19 protein-coding genes are annotated in these 18,744 nt (G+C 66.5%); 16 read left to right on the plus strand and 3 right to left on the minus strand.

Translation table 11 applies throughout. The annotated features are described in order from the left end of the window. Window positions 1-132 precede the first annotated feature (132 nt). The 3 genes from CRO39_RS09065 (at window position 133) to CRO39_RS09075 (ending at window position 3,148) form a co-directional block, all read left to right on the plus strand. Window positions 133-1,011, plus strand: coding sequence for a tryptophan 2,3-dioxygenase (locus CRO39_RS09065; RefSeq protein WP_097121563.1), 879 nt, complete (start codon window positions 133-135; stop codon window positions 1,009-1,011). Continuing rightward, the gene (locus tag CRO39_RS09070; RefSeq protein WP_097121564.1) at window positions 1,008-1,412 is read left to right on the plus strand and encodes an NUDIX domain-containing protein; all 405 of its coding nucleotides are present in this window, start codon (window positions 1,008-1,010) and stop codon (window positions 1,410-1,412) included. Before CRO39_RS09065 ends, CRO39_RS09070 begins: the two co-directional genes overlap by 4 nt. A 233-nt stretch (window positions 1,413-1,645) precedes the next feature. Beyond that, window positions 1,646-3,148, plus strand: a complete 1,503-nt coding sequence (locus tag CRO39_RS09075; protein WP_097121565.1) for a peptide MFS transporter — start codon at window positions 1,646-1,648, stop codon at window positions 3,146-3,148. A gap of 376 nt (window positions 3,149-3,524) precedes the next feature. Here CRO39_RS09075 and CRO39_RS09080 read toward each other — a convergent pair whose 3' ends face one another. Next, window positions 3,525-4,007: a MarR family winged helix-turn-helix transcriptional regulator gene (locus tag CRO39_RS09080; RefSeq protein WP_097121566.1), complete on the minus strand. Its 483-nt coding sequence runs from the start codon at window positions 4,005-4,007 to the stop codon at window positions 3,525-3,527. 128 nt (window positions 4,008-4,135) lie between these two features. Between CRO39_RS09080 and hppD the strand changes: the two genes are divergently transcribed. From hppD to CRO39_RS09135, 11 genes are all read left to right on the plus strand, one after another. Next, window positions 4,136-5,206: a 4-hydroxyphenylpyruvate dioxygenase gene (gene hppD / locus CRO39_RS09085; protein WP_097121567.1), complete on the plus strand. Its 1,071-nt coding sequence runs from the start codon at window positions 4,136-4,138 to the stop codon at window positions 5,204-5,206. 130 nt (window positions 5,207-5,336) lie between these two features. Next, a complete protein-coding gene (gene hmgA / locus CRO39_RS09090) occupies window positions 5,337-6,626 on the plus strand; it encodes a homogentisate 1,2-dioxygenase (RefSeq protein WP_097121568.1) in 1,290 nt (429 codons plus the stop codon). A gap of 67 nt (window positions 6,627-6,693) precedes the next feature. Beyond that, the gene (locus CRO39_RS09095) at window positions 6,694-7,314 is read left to right on the plus strand and encodes a lectin (protein ID WP_097121569.1); all 621 of its coding nucleotides are present in this window, start codon (window positions 6,694-6,696) and stop codon (window positions 7,312-7,314) included. A 188-nt stretch (window positions 7,315-7,502) separates the two neighbouring features. Then, window positions 7,503-8,453: a calcium/sodium antiporter gene (locus CRO39_RS09100; protein ID WP_097121570.1), complete on the plus strand. Its 951-nt coding sequence runs from the start codon at window positions 7,503-7,505 to the stop codon at window positions 8,451-8,453. A gap of 217 nt (window positions 8,454-8,670) precedes the next feature. After that, window positions 8,671-11,496: a monovalent cation/H+ antiporter subunit A gene (locus CRO39_RS09105; RefSeq protein WP_097121571.1), complete on the plus strand. Its 2,826-nt coding sequence runs from the start codon at window positions 8,671-8,673 to the stop codon at window positions 11,494-11,496. Then, complete coding sequence (locus tag CRO39_RS09110; RefSeq protein ID WP_097121572.1) at window positions 11,496-11,888, plus strand: Na+/H+ antiporter subunit C; 393 nt, start codon at window positions 11,496-11,498, stop codon at window positions 11,886-11,888. The genes CRO39_RS09105 and CRO39_RS09110 overlap by 1 nt, the downstream gene beginning before the upstream one ends. Then, complete coding sequence (locus CRO39_RS09115; RefSeq protein WP_097121573.1) at window positions 11,885-13,411, plus strand: monovalent cation/H+ antiporter subunit D; 1,527 nt, start codon at window positions 11,885-11,887, stop codon at window positions 13,409-13,411. Before CRO39_RS09110 ends, CRO39_RS09115 begins: the two co-directional genes overlap by 4 nt. Beyond that, window positions 13,408-13,896, plus strand: a complete 489-nt coding sequence (locus tag CRO39_RS09120) for a Na+/H+ antiporter subunit E (protein ID WP_097121574.1) — start codon at window positions 13,408-13,410, stop codon at window positions 13,894-13,896. The genes CRO39_RS09115 and CRO39_RS09120 overlap by 4 nt, the downstream gene beginning before the upstream one ends. Then, complete coding sequence (locus CRO39_RS09125; protein WP_097121575.1) at window positions 13,893-14,162, plus strand: K+/H+ antiporter subunit F; 270 nt, start codon at window positions 13,893-13,895, stop codon at window positions 14,160-14,162. Before CRO39_RS09120 ends, CRO39_RS09125 begins: the two co-directional genes overlap by 4 nt. Then, window positions 14,159-14,545 (plus strand): Na+/H+ antiporter subunit G, encoded by a 387-nt coding sequence (locus CRO39_RS09130; RefSeq protein ID WP_097121576.1) that lies wholly within the window; start codon window positions 14,159-14,161, stop codon window positions 14,543-14,545. Before CRO39_RS09125 ends, CRO39_RS09130 begins: the two co-directional genes overlap by 4 nt. A 9-nt stretch (window positions 14,546-14,554) precedes the next feature. Next, complete coding sequence (locus tag CRO39_RS09135) at window positions 14,555-15,427, plus strand: NAD-dependent epimerase/dehydratase family protein (RefSeq protein WP_097121577.1); 873 nt, start codon at window positions 14,555-14,557, stop codon at window positions 15,425-15,427. 52 nt (window positions 15,428-15,479) lie between these two features. On the opposite strand, the gene CRO39_RS09140 is transcribed toward CRO39_RS09135, so the two are convergent. Both CRO39_RS09140 and CRO39_RS09145 read right to left on the minus strand, forming a co-directional pair. Then, entirely contained in the window at window positions 15,480-15,959 is a 480-nt protein-coding gene (locus CRO39_RS09140) for an Mpo1 family 2-hydroxy fatty acid dioxygenase (RefSeq protein WP_097121578.1), read from the minus strand. A 119-nt stretch (window positions 15,960-16,078) separates the two neighbouring features. After that, window positions 16,079-17,020, minus strand: a complete 942-nt coding sequence (locus CRO39_RS09145; RefSeq protein WP_162125911.1) for a phosphoribosylaminoimidazolesuccinocarboxamide synthase — start codon at window positions 17,018-17,020, stop codon at window positions 16,079-16,081. 192 nt (window positions 17,021-17,212) lie between these two features. On the opposite strand from CRO39_RS09145, the gene CRO39_RS09150 reads away from it, so the two are divergent. Next, on the plus strand, window positions 17,213-17,539 hold the full coding sequence (locus CRO39_RS09150; protein ID WP_097121580.1) for a J domain-containing protein: 327 nt from the start codon (window positions 17,213-17,215) through the stop codon (window positions 17,537-17,539). Window positions 17,540-17,559: 20 nt separating this feature from the next. Beyond that, window positions 17,560-18,231, plus strand: coding sequence for a ribulose-phosphate 3-epimerase (rpe, locus tag CRO39_RS09155; protein WP_097121581.1), 672 nt, complete (start codon window positions 17,560-17,562; stop codon window positions 18,229-18,231). Window positions 18,232-18,744: the final 513 nt, after the last annotated feature.

The following is an 18,744-nucleotide window of genomic DNA, read 5'->3' on the forward strand; positions in this document are numbered from 1 at the left end:
TGTGAGGGCGCGCCTGGGCAGGCTTGCCGCAATCTATCCCGTTCACTTTCGAATAGTTCGGTGACGCTGGGGTGACAAGTCCGGAACCCGCCTGGTGGGTTACCCTTGCAGGCCCCGTTCCGGCTGCCGTCCATGACTGTCGAAAAGAACCAGCGCCCGCTGGAGGCTACCATCCATACCGACCTGGAAGGGAGGCTGACCTACGGCGGCTATCTGCGGCTGGACAAATTGCTGTCGGCGCAGCAGCCCATATCGGACCCGGCCCACCACGACGAACTGCTGTTCATCGTCCAGCACCAGGTGTCCGAGCTGTGGATGAAACTGATGATCCACGAGCTGCGCGCGGCCATCGGCCATCTGCAGCGCGACGAGGTCTGGCAGTGCCGCAAGGTGCTGGCGCGCAGCAAGCAGGTGCTGCGCCAGCTGACCGAACAATGGTCGGTGCTGGAGACGCTGACCCCTTCCGAATACATGGGCTTTCGCGATCTGCTGGGTCCGTCCTCGGGCTTCCAGTCGCTGCAGTACCGCACCATCGAGTTCCTGCTGGGCAACAAGAACGCGGCCATGCTGAAGGTGTTCGCCTACGACCCGGCCGGGCAGGCGGACCTGAAGGCGGTGCTGGAAGCGCCCAGCCTGTACGAGGAATTCCTGCGCTATCTGTCGCGCTTCGGCCACGCGGTCCCGGCCGCCGGCGCGGACCACGACTGGAGCCAGCCACACGACACGGATCCGGCGCTGCTGCCGGTGTTCGAGGCGATCTACCAGGACACCGACCGTTACTGGCGCGAGTACTCGCTGTGCGAGGACCTGGTGGACCTGGAAAGCCAGTTCCAGTTGTGGCGCTTCCGCCATATGCGCACGGTGCTGCGGATCATCGGTTTCAAGCCCGGCACCGGCGGTTCCAGCGGCGTGGGCTTCCTGAAGCAGGCGCTGGAGCTGACCTTCTTTCCGGAACTGTTCCAGGTGCGCACGTCGATCGGCCCGGCAACGGATTACGGCGCGCCGGCGTGAATGCGCCTAGGCACGACTGCGTCGGCGCGCTGCTGGTGCGCGGCGGCCGGGTCCTGCTGGGAAAGCGAAGCCAGGACGTCTGGCTGGCCGGCGCCTGGGATGTCTTCGGCGGCCATGTCGAAACCGGCGAGAGCGCCGAAGCGGCATTGCGACGCGAACTGGAGGAAGAGTTGGGCATCACCCCGCGCGGGTTTTCGTTGCTGGCGACGCTCGACGGCGACCAGCCCGAACCCTGGCGATTGCGGTTGTACCTGGTCACCGCCTGGGACGGCGAGCCCCGCAATCTGCAGCCGCGCGAGCACGTCGCCATCGGCTGGTGTTCGCTGGAACAGGCGCAGGCGCATCTGGCGGCGGCCCACCCGCAGTTTCCGGCCCTGCTGGCCAGGGCGATGGGCGCATAGCGCTGAAGCCGGCCGGCGCGGGGCCGGGCGCATGTTGCCGGGACTGGCGCGCGCCGGCTGCAGGCAGGTGCCTTGACCGCGTGCAGGCCCGGAATCACGGGCCCGGGCAGGGGATTGGTGCTTTGCAGCAGCCGGAAATGGTTTGACGTCCCCTACCGCCGTCGGTAATTCTCTCCCGTCCCGTGCGTTCTCGCCCGGTTTTTATTTCCTGAACCAACCAAGGGGGAAACCGCATGGGCGGTGCCGTCGATACGCAAGCTCCGGGACAGATTCCGGAATTCAAGCAGGTAATGGGCCATCCGCGTCCGCTGTGGATGCTGTTCATGACCGAATTTTGGGAGCGCTTCGCGTTCTACGGCATGCGCTGGGCGCTGACGCTGTACATCGTGGCCGAATTCTTCCAGGGCGATGCGGCCGGCGAACGCACCGCCAGTGAGCTGTATGGCGCCTACCTGGCCCTGGTCTACGCCGCGGCGATCTTCGGCGGCTATGTCGCCGACAAACTGATCGGCTACCAGCGTTCGATCCTGATCGGCGCCCTGATCATGGGTGCCGGATTGTTCATGATCAGCATACCCAGCCAGACCATGCTCAAGGTTGGCCTGGCGACGGTGATCGTGGGCAATGGCCTGTTCAAGCCGATCATCTCGACCCTGGTCGGCAAGATCTACGCCAGCGGCGATGTGCGCCGCGATTCGGGTTTCACGATCTTCTACATGGGCATCAACATGGGCGCCTTCGTCGCGCCGCTGTTGACCGGCTGGCTGGCCGAGAAGCTTCTGGGCGAGAGCGGAATGCCGGCCTACAAGGTGGTGTTCATCGCCTCGGGCATCGGCATGCTGCTGAGCCTGCTGTGGTTCTGGTTCGGCCGCGCGCAGTTGAAAGGCGTGGGCATGGTGGCCCCGGAGGCGGCTGGCATCGGACGGGTGCTGCTGGTGCTCGTGGGCGCCGCGATCGCGGTGCCGTGCATCTATTTCCTGCTGACCATCGATGCGGCCGCGCTGCAGTGGCTGTTGCTGGCGTTGTTTGTCGTACCGGCCATCATGTTGCTGGTGGAAGGCATCCGCGAAGGCAGCATCGCCCGCGACAAAGTGATTGCGATGCTGCTGATCTTCGGTTTCAACGTGCTGTTCTGGATGTTCTTCGAACAGGCCGGGAGTTCGTTCAACTTCCTGGCCGACCGCATCGTCAACCGCGATCTGTGGGGTTGGGAATTCCCGGTGGGCTGGTTCCAGTCGGTCAATTCGATCGCCATCATCACCCTGGCGCCGTTGCTGGCATGGATCTGGGTGAAGATGGGCAGCAAGAACCCGTCCATCCCGCGCAAGTTCGGACTGGGCCTGATCTTCAACGGACTGGCGTTCCTGCTGCTGATGTTCGCGCTGTCCAGCCTGGTGGATGCGGAAACGCTGAAGATTCCGTTCTGGACGCTGTTCATGGTTTACGTGATCCAGTCGGTAGGCGAGCTGTGCCTGTCGCCGATCGGCCTGTCGATGACCACCAAGCTGGCGCCGTCGAAGCTGGCCGGTCTGGCGATGGGCGGCTGGTTCCTGTCGGTGGCCATCGGCAACAACCTGTCGGGCATCTTTGCCGGCAGCGTCAGCGGCGAAAGCGGCATGACCACCGATTCAGCGTTGGCCGGCTACACCTTCGGCTTCTGGGCGCTGTTGGGCGCAGGCGTGCTGCTGTTCCTGATTGCCCCGTTGATCCAGAAGCTGATGCACGGGGTTAAGTGACGTACCGGCGCGTGCCCGCCGCGGGCACGCCTTTGCCGGCACGTCACCCCGGCGCAAGCCGGGGTCCAGCGGCTTGACCAGCCATGCGGCTGCTGAGAGCTGCGGAACCGTCACCCCGGCGTAGGCCGGGGTCCAGCCTTTGCCGGCACGTCACCCCGACAGGGCCTGCCCTCGAATGTCGTAGCCGAACCGTCCGAAGCGGCGACTATTTCCGAAGCCGCTATCCCCAAGAACCCGCAGCAAGAACCAGAGAACGGCGGCAATAGCCGCCGCTTTGGTATCCGCTTCCCCGCCCCGACCCCCGATCTCCCAGTCCCCAGTCCCCCGTCCCGAGTCCCGAGTCCCGAGTCCCGAGTCCCGAGTCCCGGCCCCCGCCTCAATGCGGCTCGGCCATATGCGCAATGCCATCGCTGAGCTTGCGCATCAGCGCATCCAGTTGCGCCTTCTCCTCGGCGGAAAGATGGGTCAGCAGCCGGCGCTCGCAGGCCAGCGCCATCGGCGCGATTTCGTCGTAGACCGAGTAGCCGACCTCCGACAGCGTCAGCACCGAACGGCGGCGGTCGTTGCCGTGGGTATCGCGTTCGATCAGGCCGCGGTCGAGCAGGCGGGCGACCGCGCGGCTGACTGCGACCTTGTCCATCGCCGTGCGCTCGGCCACTTCGCCGGCCGACAGGTCCTTGTAGCGGCCCAATACCGCCATCACCCGCCATTCGGTGATGGCCAGGCCGAAACGCTGCTCGTACAGGTGGGCGATGGTCTGGCTGACCCGGTTGGACAGCACGCTGAGACGGTAGGGCAGGAAGTGTTCCAGCTCCAGGATGGCATGTACGTGGTTGGAAGATTCGTCGGTATCGCTCATGGCTGGCCGGTCGTGGAAGGGGGTAATGACGCGGCGCGGCTTGCAATTAGTTTCAGCTGAAACTATAAAGCAAGCTGTCCGTACGCAAGCCTACGAGGCGCACCATGAGCACACAACCCAACCTGGGCATGCAGGTCACCACCTTCGAAAACCCGATGGGCATCGACGGCTTCGAGTTCGTCGAATTCGCCGCCCCGCAGGGCCAGGGCGAACAGCTGCACGACTACTTCCGCAAGCTCGGCTTCACCGCGGTGCTGCGCCACAAGGCGCGCCCGATCACCGTGTACCGGCAGGGCGGGGTCAACTTCCTGGTCAATGAGGATCCGGACTCGTTCGCTGCCGAGTTCGCCCGCGCCCATGGCCCGTCGGCCTGCGGCTTTGCGATCCGCTTCCAGCGTCCTGCCGACGAGGTGTTCGCCACCGTCATCGGCAACGGCGGCCAGGCCATCGAGCGCAAGGCCGCCAGTCGCGCCGTGCCGGCGCCGGTGGTCAAGGGCATCGGCGACTGCATGCTGTACCTGGTCGATCGCTACGGCGACAAGGGCAGCATCTACGACGCCGACTACCTGCCGATTCCCGGCGCCGAGCAGGACCCCAGGGGGTTCGGCCTGACCTTCATCGATCACCTGACCCACAACCTGTATTTCGGCAACATGGCCAAGTGGTCGGACTACTACGAGCGGCTGTTCAACTTCCGCGAAATCCGCTACTTCGACATCAAGGGCGCCAAGACCGGCCTGCTGTCCAAGGCGATGACCGCTCCGGACGGCGTGGTGCGCATCCCGCTCAACGAGTCCAGCGACCCGAAATCGCAGATCAACGAATACCTGGACGCGTACAAGGGCGAGGGCATCCAGCACATCGCCTGCTTCACCGACGACATCTATTCCACGGTCGAGGCCATGCGCGCGCAGGGCGTGGAATTCCTGGACACGCCGGATGCGTACTTCGAAGTGATCGATCAGCGCGTACCCGACCATGGCGAGGACGTGCCGCGGCTGGCGAAGAACAAGATCCTGATCGATGCCGACCCGGAAACGCACAAACGCAAGCTGCTGCAGATCTTCACCCAGAACGCTATCGGCCCGATCTTCTTCGAGATCATCCAGCGCAAGGGCAACGAGGGTTTCGGCGAAGGCAATTTCCAGGCGCTGTTCGAAAGCATCGAGCGCGATCAGATGAAGCGTGGCGTGCTGTAATCGGCTGGACGGTGGGAGCGACGCCAGTCGCGACGCAGAATCCGATTGACTGGATAGAATCCATCGTTTCCATTGGCCCGGTCGCGACTGACCCGTGCAGGCATGCCTGCACGACTCCCACAGGTGCAACATGAAGAGCCACGCCTACCAATCCGGTTTCGGCAACCACTTCGCCAGCGAGGCGATGGCCGGCACGCTGCCGGTGGGGCAGAACTCGCCGCAGCGGGCGGCGCACGGCCTGTATGCCGAGCAGTTGTCGGGCACGGCGTTCACCGCGCCGCGCAGCGAAAACCGGCGCAGCTGGCTGTACCGGATCCGGCCGGCGGCGATGCATTCGCCATTCGAAGCGTTCGACCAGCCGGCATTCCATAACGCGTTCGGCGACGGCCCGGTGTCGCCGGACCAACTGCGCTGGTCGCCGCTGCCATTGCCCGGGACGGCCACCGATTTCGTCGATGGCCTGTTCACGATGGCCGGCAACGGTTCGGCCGAAGGACAGCATGGCATCGGCATCCATCTGTACGCGGCCAACCGTTCGATGCAGGGGCGCTACTTCTACGATGCCGATGGCGAACTGCTGATCGTGCCGCAGCAGGGCCGGCTGCGCATCGCCACCGAACTGGGCGTGCTGGAGATCGAACCGCAGCAGATTGCGGTAATCCCGCGTGGCCTGCGTTTCCGCGTGGACCTGCCCGACGGTCCTTCGCGCGGCTACGTCTGCGAGAACTTCGGCACGGCGATGCGGCTGCCGGATCTGGGGCCGATCGGCGCCAACGGCCTGGCCAACCCGCGCGATTTCGATACCCCGGTGGCGGCCTACGAGGACATCGAAGGCGAGTTCGAGCTGATCGCCAAGTTCCAGGGCCATCTGTGGCGTGCGGCCATCGGCCATTCGCCGCTGGATGTGGTCGGCTGGCACGGCAACTATGCGCCGTACCGCTACGACTTGCGCCGCTTCAACACCATCGGTTCGATCAGTTTCGATCACCCGGATCCGTCCATCTTCACTGTGTTGACCTCGCCCAGCGACACGCCAGGCACGGCCAACCTGGACTTTGTGATCTTCCCGCCGCGCTGGCTGGTGGCCCAGCACACCTTCCGCCCGCCGTGGTTCCATCGCAACATCGCCAGCGAGTTCATGGGGCTGGTGCATGGGGAATACGACGCCAAGGCCGAGGGTTTCGCCCCGGGCGGCTGCTCGCTGCACAACTGCATGACCGGGCATGGTCCGGATGCGGCCACGTTCGAAAAAGCCAGCCAGGCCGATCTGTCCCGCCCGGACGTCATCGCGGACACGATGGCTTTCATGTTCGAGACCCGTGCGGTGATCCGTCCGGCGCAGCAAGCGCTCGATGCCGGCCACCGGCAGCGCGACTACCAGGCGTGCTGGGCCGGATTGAGGAAGCACTTCCCGGGCTGACGGGCGCTGCATTCGCAGCGTCTTAACGGCCGCAGGGTAGTCTCCGTTTTTTGTTACGGAGATCTTCATGAAGGTGAAATTGCCCTTCTGCGCCCTGCTGGCCGTTGCCGCGCTGTCTGCCTGCAACCAGCCCGAATCGGCCGCACCGGCAAAGCCCGCCACCACCGCGTCGATGGCCGAGCCGCCGCCGGTGGATGACACCGCGCCGCCCACGATCCCGGCGGAGCCGCCGGTGGTCTACAGCCAGGCCAGTTTCCTCGGCTATGGCGACATGAAGCTGGGCAGCACCATCGACGAGGCCAGGGCCGCCTGGGGCGGAGAGCTCGACGGCGCACCGGCCGAAGGCAGCAGTTGCCACTACCTGACGCCCAAATGGGTGAGCAAGCCGTCGGATTTCGCCTTCATGATGGAAGACGGCAGGTTTGTTCGCTACGACGTGGGCACCGACAAGGAAATCGCCCCGGGCGGCGGCCGGGTCGGCATGAGCGCGGAAGAACTGCAGAAGATGTACGGCGGAGCGTTGGAGTCGGCGCCGCACAAATATGTCGAAGGCGGCCAGTACCTGTCCATCGACGCCAGCGGGGTGGCGCCGACCAAGCTGGTCTTCGAGGTCGACGCCGACGGCAAGGTCAGCGCCTGGCGGGTGGGCCTGTTGCCGCAGGCCGATTACGTGGAAGGTTGTTCCTGAGCACCTGTCCGGGCGCTGCAGCAAGCGCTGCCGCAGGATATGGGTACCCGCACGCGCGCCGCGCCGGATGGCGAGCGCAGCAAGATGGTCGGGCAGGTTCCGAGCCAGGCCCGGCGCGCCGGCAGGACATGCTGGTATGGGACGCGCTGGCATAGAATCGGCGGACGGCCGATAGCGGAGGGACGGTGATGCTGGAAGCGTGGGGATACTTCTTGCTGGGCCTGGTGCTGCTGGCGCTGGGCGGCGATTCCATCGTCAAAGGCGCTTCGGGCCTGGCGCAGAAGTTCGGCGCGTCGCCTTTCGTCGCCGGCCTGCTGTTGATCGCCTTCGGCACCTCGTTGCCGGAACTGGCGGTCAATGCGCGTGCGGTCTGGGTGGGTGCGCAGGATCTGGCGCTGGGTAATGCCGTTGGCAGCAATATCGTCAACCTGGGACTGACGCTGGGGGCTGCGGCGCTGGCCGCGCCGGTGCTGGTGCGGCTGCGGTTGTTGTCGCCGTTGCTGGTGTTGCTGGCGGTGGCGACGCTGGCGCTGATCGCATTCGGTCTGGACGGGGTGATCGGCCGGATCGAAGGCGCCGTGCTGTTGCTGGGGTTTGCGGCGATGCTGGCGTTCGTGCTGGCGCGCGCGCGCCATGAGCCGGCGGACGTGCAGGCGGGCGTCATCGCCTACGCCAGCACGCGGGTGGTTCTGTGGATGAATCTGCTGCGGTTTGCGGTGGCTGCGGGGTTGCTGTATTTCGGCGCCAAGTTCGTGGTGCAGGGCGCACCGATGATCGGCGCGCAGTGGGGCCTGTCGCCGTTGCTGGTGGGCCTGCTGCCGGTGGCCATCGGGACCGCGCTGCCGGAAGTGGCCGCTGCCATCGCGGCGGCGCGGCGCGGCCAGGGCGACATGGTGGCCGGCCATGTCATCGGCTCCAGCCTGTTCAACCTGTTGGTGGTGGTAGGCGGCATGGCCGCGTTCCGGCCGCTGCCGCTGCCGCAGTCGTTCGTGCGGCTGGAACTGCCGGCCGCGATCGCGTTCGTGCTGGTGCTGTATCCGCTGTTGCGCGGCGACCTGCGCATCAGCCGCAATGAAGGCAGCGTGCTGCTGCTGGCATTCCTGGGCTGGGTGGCGTTGGAACTGTTGTTGCTGACGTAAGCGAGGCCCGGCGCGGCGGACACATCACGGCGCCACACCCTGTTGCCTTTGAATAGGCCCTTAGGCGTAGCGGCACGGTCCGGTCCGGGATAAGTGCTTGATCCGGCATTGTTCCGCGGCCGCGAGGGCGGCCGCGCGACCGAACCGGTTTTCACAGCCTGTTAAACTCCCGGGGTTGCTCGCGAATCACGCATTCCCTGCAAGAAGAAGGCTGTTGATGATCCCCTTTCTGGAAATCCTGCTGGCCTTGCCTTTCGCAATGGCCCTGGTGGTGGCGCTGCTGCGCGGCGTACCGCGCGGCGTCACGGCATGGCTGGCGGCGGCGGCACCGCTGCTGGGGCTGTTGGTGCTGGCCTGGCTGACGCCGGCGGTGATGGCCGGCCATGTGGTCCATGGCGATCACGCCTGGATGCCGCAGATAGGACTTTCGTTCGCGCTGCGGCTGGACGGGCTGGCGTGGATGTTCGCCGGACTGGTGCTGGCGATCGGCGCGCTGGTGGTGATGTACGCGCATTACTACCTCAGCCGCAACGACAGCGCGCCGCGTTTCTTCGCCTACCTGCTGCTGTTCATGGGCGCGATGCTGGGCATGGTGCTGGCCGGCAACCTGCTGTTGCTGGTGATCTTCTGGGAACTGACCAGCATCAGTTCGTTCCTGTTGATCGGCTTCTGGTCGCAGCGCAAGGATGCCCGCGAAGGCGCGCGGATGGCGCTGGTGATTACCGGCGGCGGCGGCCTGGCGCTGCTGGCCGGCGTGCTGCTGATCGGCCGCATCGTCGGCAGCTACGAACTGGATGCGGTATTCGCCGCCGGCGATGTCATCCGCGCCAGCGACTGGTACCCGGTGGTGCTGGGACTGGTGCTTGCAGGCGTGTTCACCAAGAGCGCGCAGTTCCCGTTCCATTTCTGGCTGCCGCATGCGATGGCGGCGCCCACGCCGGTGTCGGCCTATCTGCATTCGGCCACCATGGTCAAGGCCGGCGTATTCCTGCTGGCGCGGCTGCACCCGGTGCTGTCCGGCACCGATCTGTTCTTCTACGTGGTCTGCACCATCGGTGCGCTGACCCTGCTTATCGGCGCCTGGAACGCCATTTTCCAGCACGATCTGAAGGGCCTGCTGGCGTATTCGACCATCTCCCACCTGGGCCTTATCACGCTGCTGTTCGGCCTGTCCAAACCGATGGCGGTGGTGGCCGGCGTATTCCATATCCTCAACCACGCCACCTTCAAGGCGTCGCTGTTCATGGCCGCGGGCATCATCGATCACGAGACCGGCACCCGCGACATGCGCCGGCTCGGCAATCTGCGGCGTTCGATGCCATTCACCAGCGCACTGGCGATCATCGCCTCGCTGGCGATGGCCGGCATCCCATTGCTCAACGGCTTCCTGTCCAAGGAGATGTTCTTCGCCGAAGCGCTGGACGTGGGCGGCGGCGGCGGCATGCGCATCGCGATCATCACGGCGGCATTCCTGGCCGGCGTGTTCGGGGTGGCCTACAGCCTGCGCTTCGTGCTGGAAACCTTCTTCGGCAAGGGACCGCGCGCGCTGGAACACGAGCCGCACGAGCCGCCGCGCTGGATGAAGATCCCGGTCGAGATCCTGGTGGTGGTGTGCCTGGCGGTGGGCGTCCTGCCCGCGCTGACCGTCGCGCCGGTGCTGGATGCCGCCGCGCGTTCGATGCTGGGCGATGCGATGCCCAGCTACAGCCTGGCGGTCTGGCATGGCCTGAACCTGCCGCTGCTGATGAGCATGGGCGGCCTGGTCGGCGGCATCGCGCTGTATTTCGGTCTGCGCAAGCTGCTCGATCTGCACGCGATCATGCGCGAGTCGCTGGGACGCCGGCTGTTCCAGATCAACCTGGAGGCGATGTTCCGGCTGGCGCGGCGATTCACCGACGCGCTGGCCAACGGCAGCCTGCAGCGCAGCCTGCTTTGGCTGGTGCTGGCGGCGTTGGCGGCAGCGGCGGCGCCGTTCCTGCGTGATGCGCAGCTGCCGGTGCCGCGCCTGCACACGATGCCTGCGCTGGGCTGGCTGGTCTGGCTGGGCCTGGTGGCCGCAACCGTCTGCACCGTGGCGCTGTACCGGCAGCGCCTGCTGGCGATCATCGTGATGAGCGTGGTCGGGCTGATGGTCAGCCTGGCGTTCGCGTTCCTGTCGGCGCCGGATCTGGCGCTGACCCAATTGCTGGTGGAGATGGTGACGCTGGCGCTGATGCTGCTGGCGCTGAACTACCTGCCGTCGGCTTCGCCGCTGGAGCGCTCGAGACTGCGCAAGCTGCGCGATGCGGCGATCGCCGCCGTCGCCGGCGCCGGCGTGGGCGGACTGGCGTTTGCGGTGATGACGCGGCCGGTCGACACCATCGCCGGCGAGCTGCTGGCGCGCTCGCTGCCGGAAGCCTACGGCAGCAACGTGGTCAACGTGATCCTGGTCGACTTCCGCGGCTTCGATACGATGGGCGAGATCACCGTGTTCGGCATCGCCGCGCTGGTCGTGCATGCGTTGCTGCGGCGTGCGCGGATGCTGCCCGAGAAGCACATGCCCGGCGGTCCGGCGCAACTGCCGGTACCGGCGGATCTGACCCAGATTCTGTTTCCGCTGGCGATGACGGTGTCCATCTATCTGTTCCTGCGCGGCCATAACGCGCCCGGCGGCGGCTTCATCGCCGGACTGGTGCTGGCAGTGCCGCTGCTGATGCAGTATGTGGTGCAGGGCGCGGCGTCGGTGGAGTCGCGCTTCGGCTTCAACTACGTGGCCTGCATCGGCATCGGTCTGGCGATTGCGGCATTCACCGGCGTGGCGCCGATGCTGTTCGGCTATCCGTTCCTGACCAGCGGCCACGCCGAGCCGGTGCTGCCGTGGATCGGCGAAGTCGGGCTGGCCAGCGCCATCGGCTTCGATATCGGCGTGTACCTGGTGGTGTTCGGCGGGTCGATGCTGATCCTGTCGATGATGGGGACGGTGAAGCCATCGCCGAAACTGCCGTCGCGCCACGGCGTCATCGATCCCGCGCGCCGTTCCGTCCGAACCGGGGAGTTGCACTGATGGAAATCGCTCTGGCCAGCGCGATCGGCCTGCTGACCGCCGCCGGCGTCTACCTGATGCTGCGCGCGCGCAGTTTCGATCTGATCCTGGGGCTGACCTTGCTGTCGTATGCCACCAACCTGCTGATTTTCTCCGCCGGGCGCCTGGTGGTGGGCAAGGCGCCGGTATTGCGCGATGGCGTGGAAGCCAGCCTGGCCAACTACACCGATCCGCTGCCGCAGGCGCTGGTGCTGACCGCCATCGTGATCGCGTTCGCGATGACGGCGGTGACCATCGTGCTGGCCATCCGCAGCCGCGCCGACAACCAGAGCGACCATGTCGACGGAAGGGCGGTCGAGGGCACCGGCGGGCGCGGCGCAGGTGAGCGCGGCGCAAGCGGGGAGCGCGCATGAAGGAGCATCTGGTCATCCTGCCGGTGCTGGCGCCGCTGTTTGCCGGTGCGGTGCTGCTGTTGTGCGAACGCTTCGGCCTGGCGGCGCAGCGGGCGCTGTCGGCGCTGGCCATGGGACTGCTGCTGGCGCTGTCGTGGGCGCTGGTGGCGCAGGTTTCCGGCGGCGATATCCAGATCTATCTGCTCGGCGACTGGCCGGCGCGGCTGGGCATAGCGCTGATGGCCGACCGGTTGTCGGCGCTGATGGTACTGACCAGCACGCTGCTGGCGATCGCCTGCCTGCTGTATGCGTGCGCGGGCTGGGACCGGCGCGCGCCGCATTTCCATGCGCTGTTCCAGTTCCAGTTGGTGGGCTTGAACGGCGCGTTCCTGACCGGCGATGCGTTCAACCTGTTCGTGTTCTTCGAGGTGCTGCTGATCGCTTCCTACGGGCTGATGCTCAGCGGCGGCCGCGGCGTGCGGATGCGCGTGGGCCTGCACTACGTGGCGTTCAACATCGCCGCCTCCACGCTGTTCCTGATTGCGCTGGGCCTGCTGTACGGCTTGCTGGGTACGTTGAACATGGCCGAGATGGCGCTGCGCGTGGCGGCCGCGCCACCGCAGGACCTGAAACTGATCCAGGCCGCCGCCGGCCTGATGCTGGTGGTGTTCTGCGCGAAGGCGGCGTTGCTGCCGCTCTATTTCTGGTTGCCGGAAGCCTATTCGCGCGCGCCGGCCGCCATTGCGGCGCTGTTCGCGGTGATGACCAAGGTCGGGTTGTACGCGGTGTTGCGGGTTGGCACGCTGATGTTCGGCGCCAGCGCAGGCGCATTGGCCGGATTCGCCAACAGCGCGTTGCTGTACCTGGGCGTGGCGGCTTTGCTGCTGGCCGGGCTGGGGGTGCTGGCGGCAGCGCGCTTGCGGGTGCTGGTGGCCTACCTGGTGCTGGTGTCGGCGGCCACGCTGTTCATCGCCTTCGCACTGGCGCAGCCGGAAACCATCGGCGCCGGACTGTACTATCTGGTGCACAGCACGTTCATCGCCGCGGCGCTGTTCCTGATTGCCGATCTGATCCGCCGCCGTCGCGGCGACGCCCGCGACTGGTTGCAGATCATCGCGCCGATGCCGGCCAAGACGCTGCCGGCGCTGATGTTCCTGACCGCGGCGGTGTCGGTGGCCGGATTGCCGCCGCTGTCGGGGTTTCTTGGCAAGCTGATGCTGATGCAGGCGGTGCCGCAGGCGCAGACGGCCTGGGTATGGACGGCCATCCTGCTCAGCAGCTTCATGGTCATCGCCGGGCTGGCGCGCGCCGGTAGCCGGGTGTTCTGGCGCATCGACGAATCCGCCGATGCGCCGGCGGCGCCGATACGCCGGCCGGAAACGCTGGCGGTGGCGCTGTTGCTGGGTTACGGCATTGCGATGACCGTCGCCGCCGGCCCGATCGCCGGCTATACCCGCGCTGCCGCCGAGCAGTTGTTGGATGCGGAAGCGGCTATCGGCCAGATGCGCGCGACCGCGCCGCTGCACAGGAGTCCTTCGCCATGATCAAACGGCTGTTTCCATCGCCGCTGCTGAGCGCCACGGTGTTCGTTTTCTGGCTGCTGATGGTCGGCAGCGTCGCTGCCGGGCAGGTGCTGCTGGCGTTGCTGCTGGCGATCGTGATGCCGCTGTTTGCCGCACGGCTGGATCGCGAGTTCGCCCGCATCGGCAGCCTGCGGCTGCTGCCGAAGATGATGCTGGTGGTGGGCTGGGACATCGTGATCTCGAACATCGAGGTCGCGCGGCGCATCCTGGGCCCGGAGTCGGCGATCACCCCGGATTTCATCTGGGTGCCGCTGGACATCCGCAACATCCATGGCATTGCCGCGCTGACCAGCATCATCACGCTGACTCCGGGCACGGTGTCGGCCGAACTGTCGCCGGATCGCCGCTACCTGCTGGTGCACTGCTTCAACCTGAAGGATGCCGATGCGGCGATCGCGCAGATCAAGCGGCGCTACGAGGCGCCCCTGATGGAGATATTCCCATGATCCAAACCGCCATAGTGGGTTCGATGATGGTCGTCGGCCTGTCGATGCTGATGGCGCTGTGGCGGGTGCTGCGCGGGCCCAGCGTACCCGACCGCATCCTTGGCCTGGACACGCTGAGCATCGCGGCCATCGCCGAGCTGATGCTGTTCGGCATGTACCTGGATTCGCCGGTGTATTTCGAGGCGGCGCTGATCATCGCCCTGCTCGGGTTCGTCAGCACGGTGGTGTTGAGCAAGTACGTGCTGCGCCGGGATATCGTCGAATGAACGCGCTGCTGGAAATCGCGCTGGTGGCGCTGCTGGCGGTGGCCAGTTTCTTCATTCTGGTCGGCTCGTTCGGGCTGGTGAAGCTGGGCGATTTCTTCAAGCGCCTGCATGGGCCGACCAAGGCCAGCACGTTGGGCGTGGGCTGCGTGCTGCTGGCGTCGGTGGGCTACCACGCGCTGCTTGGCGATGGCTTGCAGCTGCGCGAGCTGCTGGTGACGGTGTTCGTCTTCATCACCGCGCCAATCAGCGCGCACATGATGGCCAAGGCGGCGCTGTCGCTGATGATGGAATCGCGGCCGCAACTGCCGCAGCCGCCGGCGGCCGAACCGGCAGCGGAGCAGGCGCCGCACGCGGGAACGCCCCGGCAGGACGGCCGGGCGTAAAGCCTCTGCATGCGCAGCGCCCTGGTCTTCGGCGGTAGCGGCCAGATTGGCGAGCCGGTGATCGCGCGCCTGCTGGCCGATGGCTGGCAGGTGCAGGCGGTATCGCGGCAGCCGCGTGGCCAACGCGCCGGACTGCGCTGGTTGCGCGGGGAGTTCGACGGGTTCGAGGAACCGCTGCCGGTGCAGGTCGATGCGGTGTTCAGCCTGGGCCCGCTGGATAGGTTTTCGCTCTGGTATGAGCGCTCTTCGCTGACGGCCGCGCGGGTGATCGCGTTCGGATCCACCAGCATCGATACCAAGCACGCGTCGGCCGATGCTGGCGAACGGGATCTTGCCGCGCGGCTGCTGGCCGGCGAAACCCGGGTGTTGCAGGCCGCGCGGGCACGCGGTGCGCAGGCCACTTTGCTGCGGCCCACGCTGGTCTATGGCGCCGGGCGCGACCAGACCCTGAGCCGGATCGCCGCGCTGGCGCGCCGCACCGGATTCTTCGTGCTACCCGCAGGCGCCTGCGGCCGGCGCCAGCCGGTGCATGTGGACGATCTGGCGGCGGCGGCGCTGGCGGTGATCGACCGCATGCAGTGCGCAGGCAACAGCTACGCGCTGCCGGGCGGCGAAACGCTGACCTATCGCGACATGATTGCTCGCACGCTGCAGGCGCTGCAGCCTCCGGCGCGGCTGCTGGAAGCGCCTGCGCCGCTGTTCCGGGCCGCGTTGTGGCTGGCGCGGCGCACCGGCCGCATGGGCGGACTCAGCAATGCCGCGGTGGCGCGGATGCGCGAGGACCTGGTTTTCGACGCCGCGCCGGCGGTGCGCGATTTCGGCTACGCGCCGCGGCCGTTCCAGCCGGATGCGCGGGCATTGGGACAGGGCGACGCGCCGTAGCGCAGGCCCAGGCCCGCTGCCACGTCGGCTGCAGGAACCAGCCGGGAGACCGTCAGTACTTCCAGCCCAGCTTGCGGTACAGCTTGCTCAACACCCACGCCGGTCCGATCAGCAGATAGGTCAGGTCGGTCAGGAAGCTGGGTTTGCGGCCCTCGATCTTGTGGCCGACGAACTGCGCGATCCAGGCGATGACGAACACCGCCAGCGCCAGCCAGAACAGGTTTTCGGTGCCCAGCAGCATCTGCAGCCAGCGGGTCACCCAGGCCATGGCCACGAACAATGCCAGCATGCCAAAACCCAACGGGCGCGACATCTTGTAGTAGAACATCCACGCGCCGAACATCGCCAGCGCCGCCCAGATGCCGGTCTTCATCCAGGTGCCGAACACCGGGACGCACCACAGGAAGGCGATCACCGTCCACAGGATGGCCGGCACTGCGAAGACGTGGATGCGCTGGTTGGTTTGGTTGCGGTGGTCGCCGGAATAACTGGCGAACCAGCGGTCCAGCGGGCGTTGCGCGGTCGCATTCATTCATCCCTCCCGAGGATTCAGTGCGGCAGGGTACGGAGCATACCCCAGCCCGGCCGGCCATGTTGGGCCGGCCGTCAGCACCGCGGGAGCGCTCCTGCGAGGCCGCGCGCGCAGGGAACTCAATCCACCACGATGCCGGCCAGCTTGTGCAGCGCCTCGGCGTACTTGCCGCGGGTGCGCTCTATCACCTCGGCCGGCAGCCGGGGGCCCGGCGCGGTCTTGCCCCAGTCCAGCGTTTCCAGGTAGTCGCGGACGAACTGCTTGTCGTAGCTGGGCGGGCTGGTGCCCACCTGGTACTCGTCGGCCGGCCAGTAGCGCGACGAATCCGGGGTCAGCATCTCGTCCATGATGTACAGGCGGCCGTCTTCGTCGGTACCGAACTCGAACTTGGTGTCGGCCAGCAGGATGCCGCGTTCGGCCGCGTATTCGGCGGCGTAGCGGTAGATGCGCAGGGTGGCGTCGCGGACGCGTTCGGCCAGCTCGGCACCGACGGTCTTGACCATCGCGTCGAAGTCGATGTTCTCGTCATGATCGCCCACGGCGGCCTTGGTCGACGGGGTGAAGATCGGTTCGGCCAGTTGCTCGGCCTGGCGCAGGCCGTCGGGCAGCTCGATGCCGCTGACCTTGCCGGTGCGCTGGTAGTCCTTCCAGCCGCTGCCGATCAGATAGCCGCGGGCGATGGCTTCCACCGGCACCGGCTTGAGCTTCTTGGTCACCACGGCGCGCTTGGCGTACAGCGCCGCGTCGACGCCGGCCGGCAACACGCTGGCCACATCGATGCCGGTCAGGTGGTTGGGCATCAGGTGCGCGGTCTTGGCGAACCAGAAGTTGGAAATCTGGCACAGCATTTCGCCCTTGCCGGGAATCGGATCCGGCAGCACCACGTCGAACGCGCTGAGGCGGTCGGTGGCGACCATCAGCAGATATTCTCCGTTGAACGCGGTGGCGGCCAGCACATCGGCGGGCAGACGGTCGCGGGGCAGGTCGAACACGTCGCGGACCTTGCCGCGGTGGCGCAGCGGCAGGCCGGGCAGATCGGATTGAAGCAACGTCGTGGGCACAAACACTCCTTGGGGAGTCCGGAAACCAGGTCGGTCGATACAGGGGCCATGGCCCCTTCGTTGTTCCCCCCGGCGGTATGCTCCGCTCCTGCTCACGCGGGCCCGCGGAACCGGCCGGGCCGCGTAGTGTACGACCCTGGAGCCTTGCATGTGCCGTAAAATGGCCGTTTCGACCCGGAAACCCTCCCTCCGATGAAGCGCTGGTACGGAAAACTGCTGGGATTCATCGCCGGCTGGCTGCTGATGCGGCACCCGCTGGGCGGGCTGATCGGCCTGATCATCGGCCACGCCTTCGATGAGGACTGGTTCAGACTCAGCCGCGACAACCCCTACCGGGTGCTCAACCTGACCCGCGATGCCAGCGACGCCGAAATCGATCAGGCCTATCGCCGGCTGATGTCGCAGTACCACCCCGACAAGATGGCCGGCGTGGCCGACGATCTGCGCCGCCAGGCTGAAAAGAAGGCCGGCGAGATCAACGCCGCCTACGACCGCATCAAGGCGCAGCGCAAGCGCTGAATCCCACCAGGAATCCTTTCATGTCCGATTGCATCATCGCCCCGTCCATCCTGTCGGCCAATTTCGCCAAGCTGGGCGAGGAAGTGGACAACGTGCTGGCGGCCGGTGCCGACTGGGTGCATTTCGACGTGATGGACAACCATTACGTGCCCAACCTGACCATCGGGCCGATGGTCTGCCAGGCGCTGCGCAGGCATGGCGTCACCGCGCCTATCGACGTGCACCTGATGGTGCAGCCGGTGGACCGCATCGTCCCGGATTTCGCCGAGGCCGGCGCCAGCGTCATCAGCTTCCACCCCGAGGCCAGCAGCCACGTCCACCGCACCATCCAGCTGATCAAGTCGCATGGCTGCCAAGCCGGCCTGGTGCTCAACCCGGCCACCCCGGTCGACGTGCTGGACTGGGTGCTGGAAGACCTGGACCTGGTGCTTCTGATGTCGGTCAATCCCGGCTTCGGCGGCCAGGCCTTCATCCCCTCGGCGCTGGACAAGCTGCGCGCGGTGCGCAGGAAAATCGATGCCGCCGGAAAGGCCGTTCGGCTGGAAATCGACGGCGGCGTGAAGGCCGACAACATCGGCGAAATCGCCGCCGCCGGCGCCGACACGTTCGTGGCGGGCTCGGCCATCTTCAACGCCGCCGACTACGCCGACGTCATCGCCCGCATGCGCCAGGCGGTGGCCGCGGCCAGATAGCAAAAGGGCGGTAGCCTGCGCCACCGCCCTAGGGGCTGTTGATGTTTCCCCAACAGGTTGCGTCGAGTCCGGCAAGCCGCCAACAGCCCATAGAATATTGGAGGCTTATCCCGCCTCCGCCCGTCGTCCCTGCTATGGCCTTCCACGCTACGCCGGGACCATGACGGCGTCATGACAAGGACGGCTTGCGGGAGCGACGCGAGTCGCGATGCGCCTCTATGCGTCGGGAGCGCGCCGGCGCCAGCAGGAAACGCGAATGCCATTGCGCTCGGCATGGCGAATAACGCATGCGTCGCGACTCGCGTCGCTCCCACCGGGAGGCAGATAGATTCGGCCTTCCCGCCAGGCAGCTCCATGAATCCCCGGCCGGTTACCTATGCGGCTGCCGCCGGATCGTCCGCTGTCCCGCCGAGCCCTTCCACCTGCCCTGACTTGGCAAGGGGCCGCCGGTCTGGCGATGCAGGAAGCCCATCCGGCGGATCTTGCGGTAAAGTAGCCGGGTGTTCATCCAGA

Source organism: Pseudoxanthomonas wuyuanensis, assembly GCF_900215535.1.
Taxonomy (GTDB): Bacteria; Pseudomonadota; Gammaproteobacteria; order Xanthomonadales; family Xanthomonadaceae; genus Pseudoxanthomonas_A; species Pseudoxanthomonas_A wuyuanensis.